The following is a 20672-nucleotide window of genomic DNA, read 5'->3' on the forward strand; positions in this document are numbered from 1 at the left end:
GTAACATACGTCAACCCAACCTACTCAATTAGGAAATCCAAATACCGTGGAATCCATAGGGTACACGTTGAGGAATCATTACCCGCGCTATAGGTTCGCTGGTGATATCTTGCGCGTTGATAACTACGAGTTCTGATGTTTGGGAATTTTCATCATAAATAAATGTTACCAGCCATCCTTTGTCTTCTACTGTAGAATTAGGATCTGGTGCAAATACTGCTTCTCCCCCATAACGATTTTTGCCAAATTCATGGGTTTGGGATTTACCATTTTCAAAATCGTATTTGATTAGACCATCAAATAAGGGATTTGGATTATTTGCCATTTTTCCCACATAGCCATATTGGGTTTTTCTTCCTAACAGTTTTTCATTGACACGGGGAAATTCTCCCGGTACATCATCTAGTTGTTCTTCTGTAACTACACCTGTGCTAAGGTTAAAACGCCAACGGTGTAAAAAAGGAATGTCTCCTTTGGGATCACTGTGTGTATCCTGGGAAATCAGGACATTAGTGGAATTCATGCGACAAGCGATAAGAATCACTTCGTCTCCCGCTTCATAAGCATTGAGGGTGTGAAAAACGTAGCAAGGAGGACATTCAAACCAGCGAATATTGCTGCTGTCACCATGACGAGGCATTATACCAAACCGACTGGGGCGATCGCTCTCAAACATCATCATCGGTTCTCCCCGCATCATTCGTTCCGCACTAAATGTCAGGGGTAAATCCATGAAAATGGTATAATTTTCCGTAATGGCGAAATCGTGCATCATTACCGCTGTGGGTATTTCTATGGGTACTGTTCGTAATAACTCACCTTGGGCGGAAACTACGCCATATTGTAGATAAGGTGGTCTAAAACCGTAACCAAAAAACATCATTTCCCCCGTAACTGGATCTACCTTGGGATGGGCGGTAAAGGCGGAAACTAGTTTATCATTATAGGTATGTTCCCCAATAGTCGCTAAGTCAGCAGTGTTGATGTGATGAGGCGCACCTCCTTCCCATAATGCTAAAAGCTGTTGATTGTGCCATACGAGGGCTGTATTAGCGGTATTTTTCCCCGGTCCGTGGGGGTTGTCCATTTGCGGTGGTTCTAAAAGTCCACTCCACACAGCTTTACCAGCTTCATGTTCAATATTCCAGCCCCTAGTTCTCACATAGCGATTGTGATAAGTGGCTTTACCGTCGTTGATTTGTACACCATGTAACATTCCATCGCCATCAAACCAGTGATATTGACCAATGGGACTCCATTGTGGGTTCGGTCCATTGCGGACAAACATCCCTGATAATTCTGGAGGGATTTCTCCGATAACTTCCAAGTTGTCAGTGCTGACTTCTGTGTTTATGGGGGCAAAATTGCCTGCTAAATAAGGATTTACTGCGGTTGAGGCTATGGTCATAGTCAGTGAGCTAGATAAAGATACTGTACTTAATATAATTATGGTTTGCGATTTGTGCTAGGGAAGACAATTTTTATCATTTCCATAAATATGCAATAATTAATGTATCTTGGTGCTTAGTCTCAAAGAAAATTTCCATCTAAGTCAAAATAATCTATTAATCATAACTGTAAACAATGCAAGTAGAATCACAAGTCTCTAATATTGATAATAATATTTTTACTGATTTCGGTGGGGTAATGATTCCTCAAGCACCGGATGGGTTTAAATCAGGTTTTATTGGCATTATCGGCCGGACTAATGTGGGTAAATCCACTTTAATGAATGAATTAGTCGGACAAAAAATAGCCATTACTTCCCCAGTATCCCAAACTACTCGCAATCGGTTAAAGGGGATTGTAACTACAGAAACAGCCCAGTTAATTTTTGTAGATACACCGGGTATTCACAAACCCCATCATCAATTGGGAGAAGTGCTGGTAAAAAATGCGAAAATTGCCATTGAATCGGTAGATGTGATATTATTTGTAGTTGATGGCACTGTTGCTTGTGGTCCAGGCGATCGCTATGTGGCAGAACTACTAATTAATAGTCAAACACCTGTAATTCTGGGGATTAATAAAATTGATGAACAACCAGAAGATTATCAAAAAATAGATGATAGTTATATTCAATTAGCTAATAGCTATCAATGGCAAAGTGTGAAATTTTCTGCTAAAACTGGGGCGGAATTATCGCAACTCCAAGATTTATTAATTAGTCATCTCCAACCAGGACCATTTTACTATCCACCCGATTTAGTTACAGACCAACCAGAACGGTTTATCATGGGTGAATTGATTCGAGAACAAATATTATTATTAACCCGTCAAGAAGTTCCCCACTCCGTAGCGATCGCCATTGATTTAGTCGAAGAAGCTCCAAAAATTACCCGTGTTCTTGCCACAATCCATGTTGAGAGAGATTCTCAAAAAGGGATTCTCATCGGCAAAGGGGGAACAATGCTCAAAGCCATTGGTAGTGAAGCTAGACAACAAATTCAAAAGCTAATTGCTGGGAAAGTTTATCTAGAATTATTTGTCAAAGTTCAACCTAAATGGCGACATTCACGAGTGCGGTTAGCAGAACTGGGTTATCGGGTAGAAGAATAATAAATAGGGGTAAATTATGCCTTTGATTAGTCTCATTGCTGCCATTTCTGAAAATCGAATTTTATCAGACTCGACAAGAAAACATATTCGTTCGGGTAGTCCCTGGAATATTCCCAGTGATGAACTTTATTATCGGCAAAAGATCCGGAGACATCCGGTAATTATCGGGCGCAAAAGTTATTCTACCTTAACTAAACCATTTCCCAATTGTACAACTATTATTCTTACCAGAGATCCCAATTTTCAAGCCTTTGGTTGTGTAGTTTTGCATTCATTACCAGAAGCAATTGCATGGGCGAAAATGAGTGAAACAGAAGAAATATTTATCGCTGGTGGTGGACAGATTTATACTGAAGCAATCAAATTTGCTGATAAGCTCTATTTAACCATTGTTGAAGGTAATTTTGTGGGAGACATATACTTTCCTGAATTTGCCGATTTTGGGAAAGTCACTAAAGAGAAGAAAATGCAGGAAAATGGCTTTAAGTTTAATTTTGTGGAAATTGAAAAGTGCGTTAATTAGGTAACGCCACCTTCAATAATTGGCTAATTTATTGTAATTTCAAAAATCTATCTAAAGCTACTACCATACTTGGTGGCCAGCGACGGATATTCGTTACCCAATTCATATCCTTATAACGGGTATCTAGTCCATAGGCTGCTACCCAATTACTTTCCGCTTCTCCTTTATTTCCTGTCACCCAATAAGCGGCTGTTAAAGCGGCACGCATATCAGCAAATCGAGGATATTTACGGACTATATTCCGCATCTCGCGGATAGCTTTTTCCCTTTGACTGGTTTCATATAAAGCCAGGGCATAATTAGCTCTAGCAAAGGCAAAATTGGGGGTAATTTCTGTGGCTTTTTGGAAATCTAAAATCGCTTCTTGCCATTTCCCTAAACCTGTTTTAGCATTACCACGATTATTATAAGCCATAGCATCTTGAGGATCTAATTCTAATACACGATTATAATCAGCGATCGCATCCTCCCATCTTCCCAAACCCTCCAACGCCGTCCCCCGATTCAAATAAGGATCTGTCACATTAGGCGCAAGTTCTACAGCTTTGTTATAATCCATCAATGCGGATTGTAACTTATTCTGACTGACACGAGAATTACCGCGATTACTCCATGCTCCCGCATTGGTAGGAAATTTTTCAATAATTTCTGTCCAATAAGCCTCCGCTTTCACAAAATCACCCTGATTTGTGGCTGCAAAAGCCTTAGTCGCTAATTCATCCCCTGCTTGCAACTCCTCGGCGGTAATGGGTTGAGATTCTGCCATAACTGGTGTATTCCAGCCAAAAACCAGCAACAGACTCAGGAAAATACTAATTAGTTTAATCATCTAACTCTGACGTGATAGGCAACAAAATTAATCATATAGCAACAGCTAACAAAGAAGATTCCCAAATTTCTTCATTCATTGGTCAATTAGTCAAAGATTGAGTTAAAATAAGGGGTCGCAAACTTAGTAAGTAAAACCCGGATATTCCCCGGAGGTGTAATTGACCAAGTTCATTTTAAAAATTCTCTGGTTAGACGAAAACGTCGCCCTAGCAGTTGATCAGGTTGTTGGTAAAGGATCTAGCCCCTTAACCAAATACTTTTTTTGGCCCAGAAATGATGCCTGGGAAGAGCTAAAAAAAGAGTTAGAATCCAAACACTGGATTACAGATGTTGATCGGGTGGAGTTACTCAACAAAGCCACAGAAGTGATTAACTACTGGCAAGAAGAAGGCAGAAAACGCCCAATGGCAGAAGCACAGTTGAAATTTCCAGAGGTTGCCTTCACAGGTAGCGCCTGATTATTTTAAGTTGGTAATTGGTAGTTGGTAATTGGTGATTGGTAATGGGTAATTAAGTAAAATTATCACCTATCACCAGTCCCCTTTGCCACAATTTGATTGTCTTGTCCTTACTACCACTGGCAATCAATTTTGCATCATGACTCATAGCAACGCTAGATACTGAGTCTGTATGACCTACAAGACTAGCAATTTCTTTTTTTGTGCTGATTTGCCAAATTTTTACCGTTTTATCCCAACTGCCACTAATCAGCGTTTCTCCGTCAGCACTAAAAGCTACAGCCACCACTGACCAAGAATGACCTGAAAGTGTGCTAATTAATTCACCAGTGCCAACATCCCATAATTTAATTGTATTATCACCGCTACCCGTTGCCAAAATTTGACCATTGGGACTAAAAGCAACTGTTAAAACTGCCCAAGTATGACCGGAAAGAGTTGTTAATAAGTTAAATTTTCCGTCTTCTAATTGCCAGATGCGAACTGTGCGATCATAACTAGCACTTGCTAAAAGTCGTCCTTGGGGACTAAAAGCTACAGCATTTATTTGTAATTTATGCCCAGTTAAAGTATTCAGTCCTAAACCTGTATTCACATCCCAAATTTTAATAGTTTTATCCCAACTTCCACTAGCTAAAATTTGCCCTTGGGGATGAAATGCTAGAGATTTAACAGCGTGTGAATGTCCAGTCAGAAGATGAATTTTTGCTAATGTCTTCACATCCCACAAATTCATAGTTTGATCATCACTAGCTGTGGCTAAAATTGTATCATTGTGATTAAAAATAACTGATGTTATAGCTTGAGTATGTCCGAAAAAATTTGCTATTAATTGCCGATTGTTTAAATCCCATAATTTAATACTTTTATTATCTTCTCCACTGGCTAATATTTTACCATCATGACTTAATGCCACAGTATTAATAGAACTATTGATTTGATTTTCAAGAGGATAGGAAAGTTGCCATAAAGGATGATTAATTGGGGATAATAAAGGCAAATAATGATCTTTAATTCCCAAAGTATAAATAAGTTGATCTGCTGATTGCCAGCGTTCTTGTAAATTATATTTTATAAGTTTATCAAGGGTTTGTCCTAGATGTTCGCTAATTTGATTGGTGAGATAATCTCGCCATATCCAGCTATTATTAGTAATATCAAATAATTCAAAAGGTGGTATTTGAGTTAGTAGATAAATACAAGTTATACCTAAACTATAAAGATCACTGACAAAAACAGCTTTACCTTGTATTTGTTCTGGCGAAATATATTCTGGACTACCAACTAAATCATCTTTAGATTCATTGATATTGACAAATTTCATTGCAGCAAAATCAACTAAAACTAGATTATCTAATAAATCTTGACTTTGATTTACAGTCCGCAAAATAATATTTTTTGGTTGAATATTCTGGTGAATAATTTGATGATCATGAATAAACTTGAGAACTGGTAATAAACTTTTTAAAACTTGCCAAATCTGAGTTTCATTAAAAACACCTTGCTTTGCTAATAAACTAGCTAAATTATCACCTTCAATAAATTCTTGAATTAAATAGTAATATTCATTTTCTTTAAAATGTGTGATTAGGGAAGGAATTTGCGGATGTTTACCTAATTCCGTTAATTTCTCTACCTGATATTGAAAATTTTCCAGTGTTTGATATTGAGATGAAAATTGGTGAATAACACAAGGAATTGGCGGAAATTGACTTTCATCTACAGCAAGAAATGTTTGACAAAATCCCCTTTTACTAATCTGCTTGATTAAATGATAATCTTCTTTAATTAACACAATTTATTTTCTAGATTCCTTTTTCTGTTTCTGGATGATAAAAATAGTTCCCATTGTAATAAGTAGGTGAACGGAAAAAAACCGTAGACGCGAAGCGGCTTCTCGAAGAGTAATATGTAACGAAAAGTAAAATCTCCCAAACCCTCTTGCCTCTTGCCTCTTGCCTTGCCATAGCGACGATTTTCAATGCTAACCTACTTACTCGTTAGGTTAAGGAAATGTAGGTTGGGTTGAGTGATAGCAAAACCCAACATTATCAAGAGTTTTGTTGGGTTTCCTTCTGCCAGCCCAACCTACGACATAACTATTTTTAACCTTAACCTAATCAAAACCATATTTTGATTTTTAAGCTATAATAGACATCTTTAAGCTATAATAGACATTGGGTTTACCACTTCTATGCCTAAAAAAATCAATTTTCAGTCCCGCAAATTTCCTAAAGCTGTAACTTTTTCTTTGTATCTCTTCGGTGTTATGGCTGTTCTGATAGTGTCTTTTCCTTGGCTTTATGAAATCAAAACAAAAGCCGGAATTAATATCTCAAAAAAGTACAATACTGGATCTTTTTTAGAAAAACATACTCATGGACTCTTTAAATGTCAGTGGCTGTATCCGTACCATTGTAAACCTCCCCAAGATTAAACTGTAAGATTAGGGTGGACATTGCCCACCCTACAAATTTAAATCAATTTATCTAAATAGGGCTTGCTGAATAAACCGAAAACCTAGATAGATTAAGAGTTTCCCGGTTAAAAAAGTGAATTAGGTGCAAGGAATAAGGATTGAAACCATTAAAAACCTATCACTTTCTGAAATTTGAGACTATTCTTCTCTCCTTCTAATTCTTCCTCCTGACTCCTGACTCGGTGACTCCTGACTCGGTGACTCCTAGCCCTCACGAAAAGACTTTTTCAGCAAGCCCTAAATAAGGACTGACATCAACCGCTAATTTTTGTCCTAATTTTAGCAATTGACGACATTGAATAGTTTCGGCTTCATTATCAATACTGGTAATTCGTGGCAATATTTGACTGTGTAAACAACTCCAGTAAAGTTCTTGAGAATGGTTTAAATTAATGCCAAGATGTAATTTATGACCAACATCAATCAATCGTTCTAAACGTTGGATATCTGTATCTATTTTGCTATTGGCATCATACAATAATTGCCACAATAACCGGACTATCAATTGTTCTAGAATTTGATTACCATCGGGGATATTTAATTGACAACGGAGATGTTTGGCTTCAGTAGCGATCGCTTCTAATTCTACAATCAGATTCCAGCTTAATTGTAGTTCGCTAATATCTTGTTCTAGGGATTTTAAAGCTGTTAAACAACGATAACCCAAAGCAATCTCCGCTGCTACCTGTAATTCTCGTGGTACTTCCAATTCATCCCGATGAAAGGCCATAATTACACCGTAATTATCCCTATAGGCTTGAGTATATAACTGGTCTAATCGTGCCAGTGTTTCCTGACTCAACAACCGCATAATGCGGTGACGTTCTTCCGCAAATAAAGTTTGCAAACTAAAGGCTTCATCACCAAATAGTTGAGTCATCACCAAAATAACATGAGCGATACTAGCCTGTTGCAAGGCTGCAAACAGCTTTTCCTTGATTTGACTATAGTTACGTCGTCCGGCAAACTGCTGAATACAGCAATGAAAATCCCAACCACCCAAATGCAAAACCGCAAATACTAAATTTTCACTTTCCCAAGTAATATCTGACACTAGCTGCAAATGCCCCACTGCCATAGTTAATGGTCCCAGGCTTTGCTTATGATAATCTAGCTCATGGGCATCATAACAATAAACACGCTGATGATGATTATGAGGGTGTTTATCTGTCTCTTGTCCAGGGGCAGTATTTTGGTGATGATTAAATAGGGAAGTAATGGCGTAATGGGCAGCAACTTGTTTAAAGCCAATTTGGGCAGTTAGCACCAACCGACGATATATCTCAGCCCCATGTTTAAACTCCTCTACATTGCTAGGAGCTAAACCTAAACGTTTAAGAAAATCCTTTTCTAATTGGATACCTGCCACATCTCCGGCTAATTCTAAAGCACGGGAGGCATAACGCAAAATTTGTGTTCCCTCTGGGCGAGAAATTTCCTCAAAAAACCAGCCGCAACTGGTAAACATCAGTAAAGAGTGACGCTGCATTTCCAACAAGCGTAAAGCTTCTACCTGTTCAACCGCTTGGAGTTTGCGAGTTTGATGGCGGGACAGAAACCGGTTAATATTAGCGGGAGTGCGATCGCCCATGACATGAACATATTCGTCCCGCGCTTGCCAAGGATCACGAAATAATGCACTGCCATATTCTTCATAAACATCAATTAACTGATCCCGCAGCCAATTTAAAGCATTTCTTAACGGCCGTCGCCATTTTTGATGCCACACGCCTCCTTCACCACCACAACCACAATCATCTTGCCATCTATCCACACCATGGGCGCAACTCCAAGCCGTCACAGACTTGATTTTTACTTCCCAAGAGGGAGGATTTAAACTCAAATAATGGGCAAAATTGGTGACAGTCCAACCATGACGGGGAAACTCACCAATAAAAGCATAGGCTAAAGTCTTTTCTGTGCCTTTTTTGTGATGTCCAAAGGTTTCCCCATCTGTAGCTACAGAAATTAATTGGGACTGACGATGATCCCCGCGAATAGCTGCCCCAATGCGTCCCGCAAAATGATGGGAATTGTAGACAACATCACTAAAACCCATATCCCGCGAAATCGGACCATCATAGAAAAAGATATCAATATAGGCAGTTGATTTGTTTGCAGATTCATCGCTATCTAAATAACAGCGATAAGGACGAGTAGGATCAATCTGATTACCCCCCACCTCATGCCATTGACCACCAGAATCATCTCCTGTGGGGATTAGACGACAACGCTGGGCTTGAGAAGGGGCTAAAATGATAAATTTAATGCCTTCCGCTACCAAGGCTTCTAAAGTGGCATAATCTACGGCTGTTTCTGCCAACCACATTCCTTCAGGATCACGGCCAAAGCGAGAACGGAAATCTTCCTTACCCCAGCGAATTTGTGTATGTTTATCTCGTTCATTGGCTAGGGGGAGGATAATGTGATTATAGACTTGAGCGATCGCATTCCCATGACCATTTAGGCGATCGCAGCTTTTAGCATCAGCCTCCAAAATCCGCTGATAAACGGACCCATCGTAGCGTTCTAACCACGACATCAGCGTTGGACCAATGTTAAAGCTCATGTATTCATAATTATTCACAATCTTCACAATTTCACCTCGGTCATTTAAGACTCTAGCAAAGGCATTAGGACGATAGCACTCCCAATGAATGCGCTCATTCCAGTCATGAAAAGGACTAGCACTGGGTTGACGTTCAATCGCATCAAGATAAGGATTTTCTCTAGGAGGTTGATAAAAATGACCATGAACCGTGACATAAACACCCTGAGCAGTTTTCAGGGGATCATGTTCAGGACTGGATTTAGGCTCTTGATCTAATGGTAATATTGAGCCAGAACTACTGGGTTTTTCCGCTGCCAAAGTCATATATTTTTATCCAAATAAATGTGTAATTTTGCAGAATATTCTTACTATATCTACATTTCTACAATTGTTTTCTCATAAAATCAGTTATAAATAACACCTCTAAATTTTAATAGAAGTCAGGAGAAAAAAGGGGAATAATATCGAACCCCAATTACCAATTACCAATCACCATCCTTGACAGATATGATAGGTGTTCAAATGCACATAATGTTTTAGTCCCTGTGCAGATATCCCCTGAACTAAAGGTAAAAATGTCAATCAAGAACATTATTTTCAGCGTGCTGCTGTTGTTTATACCCATATCTCTAACAGCCCACTTTTTAGGATGGGGAGACTTGATAGTTTTCATCACCGCTGCATTAGCTATACTCCCCCTAGCAGCTTGGATGGGTACAGCTACGGAAGAAATAGCTGTAGTTGTTGGACCAGGAATAGGCGGATTTTTAAACGCGACTTTTGGCAATGCCACAGAATTGATTATTGCCTTAGTTGCCCTGAATGCGGGCTTAATTGATGTCGTCAAAGCCAGTATAACTGGATCAATTATCAGTAATTTACTCTTAGTCATGGGTTTATCCATGTTATTAGGCGGAATTCGTTACAAAGAACAAACATTTGAATCAGTTATAGCTCGTGTAAATGCTTCTTCTATGAATTTGGCGGTAATTGCCATTTTGTTACCAACAGCAATGAACTATACCTCCATAGGGATTAGTGAAAAAACCGTACAGAATCTTTCCCTAGCTGTAGCTGTCGTCTTAATTCTAGTTTACGGCTTAACACTGCTATTTTCCATGAAAACTCATGCTTATTTGTATGATGTTGGTGTGGCAGATATTGAAGAGGAAGCAGAAGCAGTTGTCCATAAAAAACCAAATGTTTGGTTATGGAGTGGTGTCCTTTTAGTTTGCACCCTGTTAGTTGCCTTTGAGTCAGAACTACTAGTTGGTTCATTGGAAGTCGCTACATCTCAACTAGGTTTAAGCGCCCTATTTACCGGGGTAATTTTAGTTCCTATTATCGGTAATGCTGCTGAACACGCTACCGCAGTTACCGTAGCCATGAAGAACAAAATGGATTTGGCTATGTCTGTCGCTGTGGGTTCAAGTATGCAAATTGCCCTGTTTGTGGCCCCGGTTTTAGTAATTGCCGGTTGGGTAATTGGCCAACCAATGGATTTAGATTTTAACCCCTTTGAATTAGTCGCTGTTGCTGTATCAGTTTTAATTGCTAATAGCATTAGTTCTGATGGTAAATCTAATTGGTTAGAAGGGACATTACTCCTAGCTGCTTATACTGTCTTGGGTTTTGCCTTCTACTTCCATCCAGTTGCCAACAGTATCGGTTAAAATATCTTACCTGATCAAAAGTCTAAAATTCCCGATCTCATAAATTGGGAATTTTTCTCTTCTACCAAGTCCTAAATATTTTTTTAATGATTTTAACTCCCTTAAGATAGATGAATGAAATCAATAATTCTTATAGTGTCAAATCAGATCATTCTTTTGATATCAACCTATAGATTTATGATACATCAATATCCCTAAATATTTTTTACTATTTGATCATAGTAATTACATATATAGGACTAATATTTGATTTTTCAAAAAACTCAGTGCCAGTTTATATCCGTTCTTCTCTGCTTTTGCCATTTCCCATTTTATAAATAAATACAATTATAAAAGACAATGAATGAAATCGGACTGCTGATGATGGGTGTATTTAATCAGAAATCACTAACTATACCCCATTTTCCATTAAACCAAACCTTGTTTCACCTAGAAAATGGTGTACAGCTAACAAATCATCAATCAAATAAGTTAGTTTCTTCTGCTCAAATTACACCACCAGAATTTATCCACATAAATGAAACTTCCCCAAGTAATCTCTCAATTCTCTCATTCCGACGATACCAAATATTTAAGCAAATCACACAAAAACAGACATCCAGCAGTTCTTTTGAATTAGCTGATGCTGGGAATATCCCTATGACCAATAAAAAAGGTGTTCAATTATCAACAGGATATCGCACAACCCAGAATAAACCTATGCCCGTAATTGGTTTTGGTAATTCAGGCATATCTGTGAAAGTTTTACAAAAATTGTTAATGTCTAATGGTTATGGACTACCTATTGATGGAGTTTTTGGACCAGTTACCGAAACTGCTGTCAAAGCCTTTCAAAATCGTCGAAGTCTATCAACAGATGGTGTGGTTGGTCAAAAAACTTGGTGGGAACTAACAATTTAATTTGTCATTTGTCATTTGTCGTTTGTTAGTTGTCATTTGTCATTTGTCATTTGTCATTTGTCATTTGTCATATAAATCATCTAAATCAAAAGAATCATAGTTAAAGATGATTTCTATCAGTCAAAATTTCATAACCACTATCTGTCACTAATACAGTATGCTCAAACTGAGCAGATAAAGCATTATCAACTGTTACCGCAGTCCATCTATCAGCTAAAATTCTGGTATTTTTAGAACCAGCATTTAAAATTGGTTCAATTGCTAAAGTCATTCCTGAACGCAATTTCACATTCGGTATTTCACGAGTTCGATAGTTAAAAACCGCTGGTTCTTCGTGTAAATTTCTACCCACACCATGACCAGTAAATTGTTCCACCACTGTAAAACCATTGGCTTTGACATGATCTTCAATTGCACCGGCGATTTCCTCCAAATGTACACCAGCTTTTACTTGTTCAATCCCTTTATATAGAGATTCCTCCGCTATTTTAATCAGTCTTGCGGCTTCACTCGTCACACTACCCACAGCGATAGTAATGCAGGAATCACCATGAAAACCTTGATAATAAGCACCTGTATCAACTTTTAATACATCTCCTGTGTGAATTACCTTTTTATGGCTAGGAATTCCATGGACAACTTCATGATTAATGCTAGAGCAGATAGAAGCGGGAAACCCATGATATCCTTTAAAGCTAGGAGTTGCATCCATTTCGCGGATGCGTTTTTCCGCATAAGCATCTAAATCGGCCGTGGTCATTCCTGGCTGAACTAGGTCAGAAATTTCCTTGAGAACAGTTGCCACAATCTTCGCTGATTGTCGCATAATTTCGATTTCACGGGTTGATTTAATTTCAATCCCTCCGCGTTGTCGTTTTTCGGGTTTTGGCTGGGCTGGTTGAGAAAGTAAGTTAGCGAAAATATTCATCATGAAGTTTAGGAATTAGGGGTGCTTTTACCGGTTAGCTGTGAAGTTGTTGAGATTTATTGGCAAAAAATATCTATATTTAAGTTAACTTATTTTGCGCTTCTAGAGAAACACAGATATTCATCCTGTAAATCCACAAATCCTGTAAATCCTGATTCTGACAGTGAAAAATGATCACCTAATCACAATTTCTCCTTTCATTCCTGCTTCTGCGTGTCCAGCTATAGTACATCCTAAAGCATATTTACCTGGTTTCATCGGGACAAATACCCATTCTGCTTCTGCACCAGGTTTAAGTTCTAATTCGTGAATATTCCCTTTAATTTCTACATTGCCGGCTTCGACTTTTTGAGTCCAAATTGCATCAGCAAAGTCTTTAGCGGTAAAATAATGTTTTTGTGAGCTAGGATTATTTAACTTGAGATTGTAGCGTTTACCAGAGGTAAATTCTAAATGATTTGGCTCAAATTTTAATTCATTAGCAACATTACCCAAGCTAACTGTAATCTCTATTGGTGGTTGTTTGAGGAGATTACTAGATAGATTCTCTGCTGTTGCTGGAGAAGTACCCATTATTACTATACTCATTAGCAGAGAGAATAAACAAATCAAAAAGTTACTCATGGCTCAATGGATAATTGTCAATCACACCTGTTCCCATTATCCATGAACCACATTCATTTAATCTTTTTATGTGCCAGAATTTGTGGCCCTGCGGTGACAACAACAATTTTATCAGGGTGAAGTAATTCACGAGCGGTTTGATTGACTTGATTGAGATTGACTTGTTCTATTTTGCTGATAAATGAGCGCAATTCTATCTGATTCAACCCGTAAACTTCATTCATCACCATTCTCTGGCTTAACTGTTCGGGATTGGCCAAAGAAATATTATAATTGCTGATTAAATTGCGTTTAGCTGTTTCTACTTCCTGTGCTGTCACACCTTGTTGATGAACTTGCTTCAGGAGGTTGCGGGTACTGGAAATTGCTTTGCGTGCGTCTTCTGGACTGGTTTGCATTTCAATGAGAAATGTACCAACATTCTTACCTGTGATGAAATTGCTATAAATTCCGTAGGTTAGGCCTTGGCGATCGCGCACTTCTGCCCCTAGTCTACTCGATAATGTATCACCGCCGAGAATTTGATTCAAGATCATCGCCGCATAAAATCGTTTATCTTGACGGTTAATGCCGGTGTAACCCATGTAAGTTATCGCTTGGGGTTTACCAGGGACAACAGGATTAACATTAATTACATTTTTTGGCATCCCCACATTGGGATATTTTACCGTTGGTGGTTTGCCGTTTACTTGCCAATTTCCTAATTTTGCTTGAATGAGCGATCGCACTTTGGTAACATCAAAATCGCCGACGATTGCTAAAACTGTGGTATCAGGACGATAATGTTGGGCTTTAAAAGCCATTAGATCTTGACGTTGAATTTGTTCAATACTTTTCGCAGTTGGGAAGGTATGTAATGGGTGTTTTTTCGGATAAATAGACTGCACAAAGATACGATTTGCAACCTTATCAGGATCATCTAAATCTGAATCTAGGGAAGTTAAAGCTTGTTGACGTGAAAGTGCAAACTCTTTTTCTGGGAATGTACTATCTCTAATTACATCCGTCAATGTCCCCAGCAAAATTGGTAAATCCACCGCTAAACTACTACCTTTAATCCGTACACCTTCACGAGAAGCTTCAAAGTCCAAATTTGCGCCTTTTGCATCTAATCCTTGGGCAATAGTTCGCATATCTTTGGTTTTCGTGCCATTCATCAGATTTGCTGCCACTAAAGACGCTAATCCTCCTTGATTATCTGCCTCAAATTCTGTTCCCGCTTTGATATATCCGCTCAAAGTCACTGTTGGTGTAGTTTTGTCTGGTAACAGTAACACGCGTAACCCATTAGCAAGCTGTAACTGTTGGGGGATTTGTCTTTGTTGGGTTTTGGGTAATATATCTAGAGGTGGTAAATACTTCTTGACTTCCGCTGGAACTACAGCCACATCAACAGCAAAATTATCTTCTGTTTGCGTTGAGTAAGATGAACTTTGGTTGTTGAGCGAAGTCGAAACACGGGTAGTTTCTGCTTGCTGAGTAGGTTCAAAAAATCCGACTTTTCGGGCTGCTGGTTGTAGATATTTATTGATGACATTCATCACATCAGCAACTTGGACTTTCCGAATATTTACTAAGTGCTTTTCTGTATATTGATAATTATCCGTCGTGATTTGATCATTACCCAATTGCATGGCTTGATTGGTAATATCACGGTTATTTAAAATAACTGAAGCTGTTAATTGAGTTTTTGCTCTTTCTATCTGTTCTTCTGTCACAGCGACTTTGGCAAGTTTTCCTAACGCCTTTATTACCGCTGCATCAATTTTATTTAAGTCCTGATTTCCTGAACCTGTTACTAATATTTCATACCAACCACCCCCACGTAAACTAGCAACATTTCCCGAAACATTATTAGCTAAACCCGATTCTACTAATTCCTGATACAAGTAAGCATTTTTACCCGCAGTCAAGATATAATCCATAACTTCCAAAGCGGGAATATCTGGTTGATTGATTTGGGGAAGTGGGTAAATTAGTTGGAGTAATGGATTTCCCCCCGGTTCTTGTAATTTAATTGCAGGTGTAGGAGTAGCGGCAGGTAATGGAGTTATGAGATGATGGGGTGAATATTGGCGTTTGGGGATTTTCCCGAACACAGTTTGCACAGTTTTCAAAGTTGGTGCGGTGTCAAAATCTCCCGCAATTACCAAAACAGCATTGTCAGGACTATAGAATTTTTGATAATATTCTCGCACTTGCTCAACTGTGAATTTCTCCACATCAGCCTTAGTTCCCCCAATAGGTAATCCATAGGGATGATCTGGAAAAACAGACAGCATCACAGCGCGATTTAAACGATATTCGGGGCTATTTTCATAACCTTGTAATTCAGAAATAACTACTCGCTTCTCACTAGCTAACTGTTGAGGATCAATCAGCGAGTTTTTCATTCTATCTGCTTCTAGCGTCAACAGAGCCGTGAGTTTATCCCGTTCCGCAGTATTGTAATATGCGGTTTGGTCATAACTGGTAAAAGCATTAGAATCACTGCCCAAAGCACTAAATAACCGCCCAAATTGGATAGGACGATTGCTAGTACCTTTAAACATGATATGTTCTAATTGATGGGCAATACCATTTACCCCAGATGCTTCCTGACCTGATCCAAATTTGTACCATAATTGCACTGTCACCACAGGAGCATTATGAACCTCCTTAGTGATCACAGTTAAACCATTATCAAGGACTGTTTTCTGAACATTTGCTGTAATAGCGAGATTTGGTGTTTCTTTAGCGACTAATGTTTTCTGAGATTTTTCTGGGTTGGAGTTGTGGGAAGAGGTGGAAAAATCCGCCCTTTCTCCGCTAAAAGCAGCATCTTGATTTAACACAAAAACGGCTATGATCCAGATACTCAAGATGACTAAAGAAAAGCGATGTCGTTGGGCGATAGAGAAAAAAGACATATCTTTGGCGAATAGATATATGTAATTTAAGTTACATATATTGAGTGACTAAAAAATTGGGCAAATGTTTCTGTACCTCATGGAAACTAGAAATGTACCTGAAAAGGAAAAATATTGTATCACCCCAAGGGCATAAATACTAATTTACAGCCTATTTATGCAAAAACCGTAAAAATTCTAGAGGTAATCCGTCAAAATCAGCGATAAATGCGACTTCTAAGATTTTATCGCCAATTTGCTGCTGTGTAGGTTCTAAAAGAATTTTCAGAGGTGGTAAATTTTCTATTGTCGCTAACCGTGTTTTTAAGCTTTCCAACCAAGTTGGTAAATCTGGTGTGATCTGAGTCACATCAAAAGCAAGATGATAATAGCCGACATAATGTTCATCATTAAAAGCATCTGGGGCTGGTTTGGGTTGAGGAATTTGGATGAGTTCAATTCTCCCGCCCAAACCTTCCATCCAGCAAGCTAGAGTATAACCGGTGGTGAAGCGATCGCCCACCGTAAACCCTATCTGCTCATAAAAAGCGATCGCTAGATGGATATTTGCCGTTCTAATGGAAGCATGGTGCATAATTTTGTCAGTTGTCAGTTGTCGGTTGTCGGTTGCTAGTTCTTTATTACCACAAACCACAAACCACTGTACGGGCGAAGCATTTGGAGAACTATTTTTGGCAATGACCGATAATTTATCTTCCAAATGCTTCGCCCCTACTGACCACTGACCACTGTACGGGCGAAGCATTTGGAGAACTATTTTTGGTAATGACCGATAATTTATCTTCCAAATGCTTCGCCCCTACTGACCACTGACCACTGTACGGGCGAAGCATTTGGAGAACTATTTTTGGTAATGACCGATAATTTATCTTCCAAATGCTTCGCCCCTACTGACCACTGACCACTGACTATTACTCAAACAACCGGAAATATGGGTAACGCACTGGTACACCAGGTTCTTTATCCAAATCAAAGTTAATCACTTCCCAGCAAGGTTCTGTGGCTGAATCAGGGCTAAACTCTACAGGTAAACCATATAACCGCGCCCCCGTAGCAACTTCCCCTTGTCCAGAACGCCAAGGTGTACTCCGTTCCAAATAGCCACTCATTAACTCCTGATAACGGTTAGCGACAATTATCCTCGTAGCCCGATAACCTTGAGTATAAAGCTTGTCTAAAGCTTCGTGAATTTCAAACCGAATCCCATCAGGATGAGTATGTTGACGATACCATTCACCATCCCATCTGCGCCAATGACGACCAGACTGTAAATGGACTAACTCCCCAGTTTTGGGTTCAGCTTCAAATGCGCCATGACGAGGACATAGATAAGTATCCGTCAATGTTAAAGCCGAAATAATTTGGCGACAGTGAGGACACTGTATTTCAGGGCCAAATATCGGGTACTGAAAGCCTGGATTTATCATGAAGTGCGTATAAACATAGTATTGTTTTTTGCCAGCACCAGTAGGTTTAAGATTACACTCCTGCTCCACTACTTTAGATAACTTGCTCACTGCTACATAAAAATGAAGATAGTGCCTGAGAACAAGTTTCACAACCGTCTGATGATAGAAGTCCAACGCTGTGATATTCTGGTTTGGCAACCAGCCCTAAAGGTTGGAGTTTCTCCAGTGTTCCTGGGTACCATATCCATATTCTATCGTGTCTATCTCTTGTGACTGGAAATCTGCTGAATTTTCTCAAGCTGCTTTTGTGGCAGCCAACGCTGTAATCATTGGTTCTGTAAGCATAGCAGCCAGAGCCAGCGTTTGGTATGGATCTGTGGTTAGAGGTGATGTAGAACGAATTGAAATTGGCGAATGTACAAATATCCAAGACGGCGCAATTCTCCATGGTGATCCAGGCGTACCCACAATCTTAGAAGATCATGTCACTGTCGGCCATCGCGCTGTGGTACATTCTGCTCACATTGAAAGTGGTAGTTTAATTGGTATTGGTGCTATTATCCTAAATGGTGTAAGGGTCGGTACAGGCAGCATTATCGGCGCAGGTGCAGTAGTCACTAAAAATGTCCCTCCCGGTTCTCTAGTCATGGGTGTTCCCGGTAAAGTAGTCCGTCAACTCTCAGACACAGAAATCACCGAACTCATAGAACACGCTGAAAAATACTATCAATTAGCCCTGCTTCATGCTGCTAATGGGTGATTGGTGATTGGTGATTGGTGATTGGTCATTGGTGATTGGTCATTGGTCATTGGTCATTGGAATAAACTTCTTACCTGCTCCCTGTAACCTGTCACCTGTCACCTTTTCCCTGACTTTTAATCAAACTTTACATAGAAGCTTGAAAAAATTCCCCACTTCAGATCACAATAAAAGTTGAGAACTGTTGATAAAACTTAAGATTTTTGAATTTAGAGAGGATTTCTCGATATGGACTTTGATAATCGTGTATTAATTGTTCTAGCACCTGTAGCGATCGCTGCTGGTTGGGCTGTTTTCAATATCGGTGCTGCTGCTCTTAGACAAGTCCAAAACTTTTTGAGCAGAGAAGCATAATTTTAGGTAATGGGTAATAGGTGATTGGTAATGGGTAATAGGGAACAGGGAAGTTATTTATCCAAAATACCAATCACTAATCACCATGAACGTAGATTCTTTACTCCGACCTTTTCAGCATTTTGGTGTGAATTTGGGGTTATCCCGGATTGTCGATTTATTGGCAAAGCTGGGAAATCCCCATCACCAAGTACCAATTATTCATGTCGCTGGGACTAACGGAAAAGGTTCTGTTTGTGCTTACCTGTCTGCGGTACTTACTGAGGCTGGTTATCAAACTGGACGCTACACCTCTCCCCACTTGATTGATTGGACAGAAAGAATCTGTGTTAACGAACAACCAATTGATAGTAATGAACTGTGTGAATTAATACTACAAGTTCAAGCAGCTATTAACCCAAAGGAAGAATCACCTACCCAATTTGAAGTAATTACCGCTGCGGCTTGGTTATATTTTGCCCAGAAACAAGTTGATATTGCCATCATTGAAGTAGGATTAGGAGGGCGTTTAGATGCCACCAATGTCTGTGATAATCCTTTGATAACAGTTATTACTTCTATTAGTCGAGAACATTGGCAACAACTTGGACCCACTTTAGCCCATATTGCCAAAGAAAAAGCGGGAATTATCAAACCAGGATGTCCTGTGGTTATGGGTTCATTGCCAGCCGATGCCGAGAAAGTCATGCAATCGCGTATTCTAGAATTACAATGCCCAATTTTTACCCCGCCACCATCTCGACAAATTAATCAAAATTGGGCAGAATATCAAAAAATAGAAAGTTCTGAATTTATAAAATATCCATTACCATTACAGGGACAAATTCAATTACATAATTCAGCTTTAGCATTAGCAGCTTTGGAAATATTGCAAAAACAAAATTGGCAAATTTCTGAACAAGCTATTATTCAAGGAATGGCTAAAACCAAGTGGCCAGGGAGAATGCAATGGATAACTTGGAAAAGTCATAAACTCCTCATTGACGGCGCACACAACCCAGCTTCAGCCACAGTTTTACGTAATTATGTAGATAGTCTCAACACCAAAAATATAACTTGGGTAATGGGAATGTTAACCACTAAAGATCATGGTGAGATTTTTCATGAACTTCTTAAACCAGGAGATAAATTATATTTAGTTCCCGTACCAGATAGTAATTCAGCAGATTTAGCAGAATTAGCTAAGTTAGCAACATCAATTTGTCCAAATTTAAATTTTTGTCACACCTATTCAGATGTGTTGTCAGCCTTAGATGCTGCTTTTATTGCTACAGATAATCAAGTTGTATTATGTGGTTCTTTGTATTTAATTGGTTATTTTTTGGCAAATGGAATTTAAAAAAAGAAAGTAAGCGATTTTTTTGTCAGAATCAGGATGTCCAGGATTTGAGGATGTACAGGATTGTAATTTATGAATTTTTTGATTGATATTTTCTATCATTCAATCTTTCCTGTCAGAATCAGGATGTCCAGGATTTGAGGATGTACAGGATTGTAATTTATGAATTTTTTGATTGATATTTTCTATCATTAAAAAATCCCTATTTCCAATAGTCTCATCAACAATAATATCCTGTAAATCCTTTAACTTACCTTTGGGGTTAAAGTCCCCTGCTTCTACAAGCAGCGGGTTTTGCGTCGGGGTAAAATCCCCGTTGCAAAACGTAATTCTAAATTCTAAATTCTGCATTCTTTTAATCCTGGTTATCCTGAT

The 20672-nt window shown here is 38.9% G+C and carries 19 protein-coding genes; 8 read left to right on the forward strand and 11 right to left on the reverse strand.

Annotation, left to right across the window (positions count from 1 at the left end):
- Positions 1-28: 28 nt before the first annotated feature.
- The gene (locus FJR09_RS13430; RefSeq protein ID WP_174783304.1) at positions 29-1408 is read right to left on the reverse strand and encodes a carotenoid oxygenase family protein; all 1380 of its coding nucleotides are present in this window, start codon (positions 1406-1408) and stop codon (positions 29-31) included.
- A gap of 176 nt (positions 1409-1584) precedes the next feature.
- Here FJR09_RS13430 and era point away from each other — a divergent pair, with 176 nt between their 5' ends.
- Together era and FJR09_RS13440 are read left to right on the forward strand one after the other, a co-directional pair.
- Positions 1585-2559 (forward strand): GTPase Era, encoded by a 975-nt coding sequence (era, locus tag FJR09_RS13435; protein ID WP_168633172.1) that lies wholly within the window; start codon positions 1585-1587, stop codon positions 2557-2559.
- Between the two features lie 16 nt (positions 2560-2575).
- Positions 2576-3082 (forward strand): dihydrofolate reductase, encoded by a 507-nt coding sequence (locus FJR09_RS13440; RefSeq protein WP_168653160.1) that lies wholly within the window; start codon positions 2576-2578, stop codon positions 3080-3082.
- Positions 3083-3110: 28 nt separating this feature from the next.
- Here the strand turns inward: FJR09_RS13440 and FJR09_RS13445 are convergent, their stop codons facing one another.
- Positions 3111-3911, reverse strand: coding sequence for a tetratricopeptide repeat protein (locus tag FJR09_RS13445; protein ID WP_168653161.1), 801 nt, complete (start codon positions 3909-3911; stop codon positions 3111-3113).
- A gap of 160 nt (positions 3912-4071) precedes the next feature.
- Here FJR09_RS13445 and FJR09_RS13450 point away from each other — a divergent pair, with 160 nt between their 5' ends.
- Positions 4072-4371, forward strand: a complete 300-nt coding sequence (locus FJR09_RS13450; RefSeq protein ID WP_015079494.1) for a 30S ribosomal protein PSRP-3 — start codon at positions 4072-4074, stop codon at positions 4369-4371.
- 52 nt (positions 4372-4423) lie between these two features.
- On the opposite strand, the gene FJR09_RS13455 is transcribed toward FJR09_RS13450, so the two are convergent.
- Both FJR09_RS13455 and FJR09_RS13460 read right to left on the reverse strand, forming a co-directional pair.
- Complete coding sequence (locus tag FJR09_RS13455; protein WP_015079495.1) at positions 4424-6166, reverse strand: WD40 repeat domain-containing serine/threonine-protein kinase; 1743 nt, start codon at positions 6164-6166, stop codon at positions 4424-4426.
- 895 nt (positions 6167-7061) lie between these two features.
- Entirely contained in the window at positions 7062-9725 is a 2664-nt protein-coding gene (locus FJR09_RS13460; protein ID WP_168654100.1) for a DUF3536 domain-containing protein, read from the reverse strand.
- A gap of 251 nt (positions 9726-9976) precedes the next feature.
- On the opposite strand from FJR09_RS13460, the gene cax reads away from it, so the two are divergent.
- Positions 9977-11074, forward strand: a complete 1098-nt coding sequence (gene cax / locus FJR09_RS13465) for a calcium/proton exchanger (protein ID WP_015079498.1) — start codon at positions 9977-9979, stop codon at positions 11072-11074.
- Positions 11075-11413: 339 nt separating this feature from the next.
- On the forward strand, positions 11414-11974 hold the full coding sequence (locus FJR09_RS13470) for a peptidoglycan-binding protein (RefSeq protein WP_254433109.1): 561 nt from the start codon (positions 11414-11416) through the stop codon (positions 11972-11974).
- 100 nt (positions 11975-12074) lie between these two features.
- On the opposite strand, the gene map is transcribed toward FJR09_RS13470, so the two are convergent.
- The 6 genes from map to FJR09_RS13500 all read right to left on the reverse strand — a co-directional run bounded on the left by map (position 12075) and on the right by FJR09_RS13500 (position 17862).
- A complete protein-coding gene (map, locus tag FJR09_RS13475; protein ID WP_168654110.1) occupies positions 12075-12902 on the reverse strand; it encodes a type I methionyl aminopeptidase in 828 nt (275 codons plus the stop codon).
- 174 nt (positions 12903-13076) lie between these two features.
- Entirely contained in the window at positions 13077-13475 is a 399-nt protein-coding gene (locus FJR09_RS13480; protein WP_371416408.1) for a cupredoxin domain-containing protein, read from the reverse strand.
- A gap of 104 nt (positions 13476-13579) precedes the next feature.
- Complete coding sequence (locus tag FJR09_RS13485; RefSeq protein ID WP_168653163.1) at positions 13580-16435, reverse strand: pitrilysin family protein; 2856 nt, start codon at positions 16433-16435, stop codon at positions 13580-13582.
- 151 nt (positions 16436-16586) lie between these two features.
- On the reverse strand, positions 16587-17009 hold the full coding sequence (locus FJR09_RS13490; RefSeq protein WP_041458305.1) for a VOC family protein: 423 nt from the start codon (positions 17007-17009) through the stop codon (positions 16587-16589).
- A gap of 115 nt (positions 17010-17124) precedes the next feature.
- A complete protein-coding gene (locus FJR09_RS25245) occupies positions 17125-17268 on the reverse strand; it encodes a hypothetical protein (protein WP_235082058.1) in 144 nt (47 codons plus the stop codon).
- A 78-nt stretch (positions 17269-17346) separates the two neighbouring features.
- Positions 17347-17862: a TIGR02652 family protein gene (locus FJR09_RS13500; RefSeq protein ID WP_041457824.1), complete on the reverse strand. Its 516-nt coding sequence runs from the start codon at positions 17860-17862 to the stop codon at positions 17347-17349.
- A 238-nt stretch (positions 17863-18100) separates the two neighbouring features.
- Between FJR09_RS13500 and FJR09_RS13505 the strand changes: the two genes are divergently transcribed.
- From FJR09_RS13505 to FJR09_RS13515, 3 genes are all read left to right on the forward strand, one after another.
- On the forward strand, positions 18101-18604 hold the full coding sequence (locus FJR09_RS13505; protein ID WP_041457827.1) for a gamma carbonic anhydrase family protein: 504 nt from the start codon (positions 18101-18103) through the stop codon (positions 18602-18604).
- Positions 18605-18832: 228 nt separating this feature from the next.
- Positions 18833-18958 carry a photosystem II protein Y gene (locus tag FJR09_RS13510; protein ID WP_015079507.1) on the forward strand — a complete coding sequence of 42 codons (126 nt, stop codon included), beginning with the start codon at positions 18833-18835 and terminating at the stop codon, positions 18956-18958.
- Between the two features lie 85 nt (positions 18959-19043).
- Positions 19044-20297 (forward strand): folylpolyglutamate synthase/dihydrofolate synthase family protein, encoded by a 1254-nt coding sequence (locus FJR09_RS13515; protein WP_041457829.1) that lies wholly within the window; start codon positions 19044-19046, stop codon positions 20295-20297.
- Between the two features lie 102 nt (positions 20298-20399).
- Here FJR09_RS13515 and FJR09_RS13520 read toward each other — a convergent pair whose 3' ends face one another.
- On the reverse strand, positions 20400-20648 hold the full coding sequence (locus FJR09_RS13520) for a hypothetical protein (RefSeq protein WP_168654101.1): 249 nt from the start codon (positions 20646-20648) through the stop codon (positions 20400-20402).
- Positions 20649-20672: the final 24 nt, after the last annotated feature.

The organism is Dolichospermum sp. UHCC 0406, assembly GCF_009712025.1.
GTDB classification, from domain to species: Bacteria; Cyanobacteriota; Cyanobacteriia; order Cyanobacteriales; family Nostocaceae; genus Dolichospermum; species Dolichospermum lemmermannii.

Bases quoted from the DNA above. Each gene is read 5' to 3' on its own strand.
- FJR09_RS13430 (WP_174783304.1), bottom strand. From the start codon at position 1,408: ATGACCATAGCCTCAACCGCAGTAAATCCTTATTTAGCAGGCAATTTT.
- era (WP_168633172.1), top strand. From the start codon at position 1,585: ATGCAAGTAGAATCACAAGTCTCTAATATTGATAATAATATTTTTACT.
- FJR09_RS13440 (WP_168653160.1), top strand. From the start codon at position 2,576: ATGCCTTTGATTAGTCTCATTGCTGCCATTTCTGAAAATCGAATTTTA.
- FJR09_RS13445 (WP_168653161.1), bottom strand. From the start codon at position 3,911: ATGATTAAACTAATTAGTATTTTCCTGAGTCTGTTGCTGGTTTTTGGC.
- FJR09_RS13460 (WP_168654100.1), bottom strand. From the start codon at position 9,725: ATGACTTTGGCAGCGGAAAAACCCAGTAGTTCTGGCTCAATATTACCA.
- cax (WP_015079498.1), top strand. From the start codon at position 9,977: ATGTCAATCAAGAACATTATTTTCAGCGTGCTGCTGTTGTTTATACCC.
- FJR09_RS13470 (WP_254433109.1), top strand. From the start codon at position 11,414: ATGAATGAAATCGGACTGCTGATGATGGGTGTATTTAATCAGAAATCA.
- map (WP_168654110.1), bottom strand. From the start codon at position 12,902: ATGAATATTTTCGCTAACTTACTTTCTCAACCAGCCCAGCCAAAACCC.
- FJR09_RS13480 (WP_371416408.1), bottom strand. From the start codon at position 13,475: ATGGGTACTTCTCCAGCAACAGCAGAGAATCTATCTAGTAATCTCCTC.
- FJR09_RS13485 (WP_168653163.1), bottom strand. From the start codon at position 16,435: ATGTCTTTTTTCTCTATCGCCCAACGACATCGCTTTTCTTTAGTCATC.
- FJR09_RS13490 (WP_041458305.1), bottom strand. From the start codon at position 17,009: ATGCACCATGCTTCCATTAGAACGGCAAATATCCATCTAGCGATCGCT.
- FJR09_RS25245 (WP_235082058.1), bottom strand. From the start codon at position 17,268: ATGCTTCGCCCGTACAGTGGTCAGTGGTCAGTAGGGGCGAAGCATTTG.
- FJR09_RS13500 (WP_041457824.1), bottom strand. From the start codon at position 17,862: ATGATAAATCCAGGCTTTCAGTACCCGATATTTGGCCCTGAAATACAG.
- FJR09_RS13510 (WP_015079507.1), top strand. From the start codon at position 18,833: ATGGACTTTGATAATCGTGTATTAATTGTTCTAGCACCTGTAGCGATC.
- FJR09_RS13515 (WP_041457829.1), top strand. From the start codon at position 19,044: ATGAACGTAGATTCTTTACTCCGACCTTTTCAGCATTTTGGTGTGAAT.
- FJR09_RS13520 (WP_168654101.1), bottom strand. From the start codon at position 20,648: ATGCAGAATTTAGAATTTAGAATTACGTTTTGCAACGGGGATTTTACC.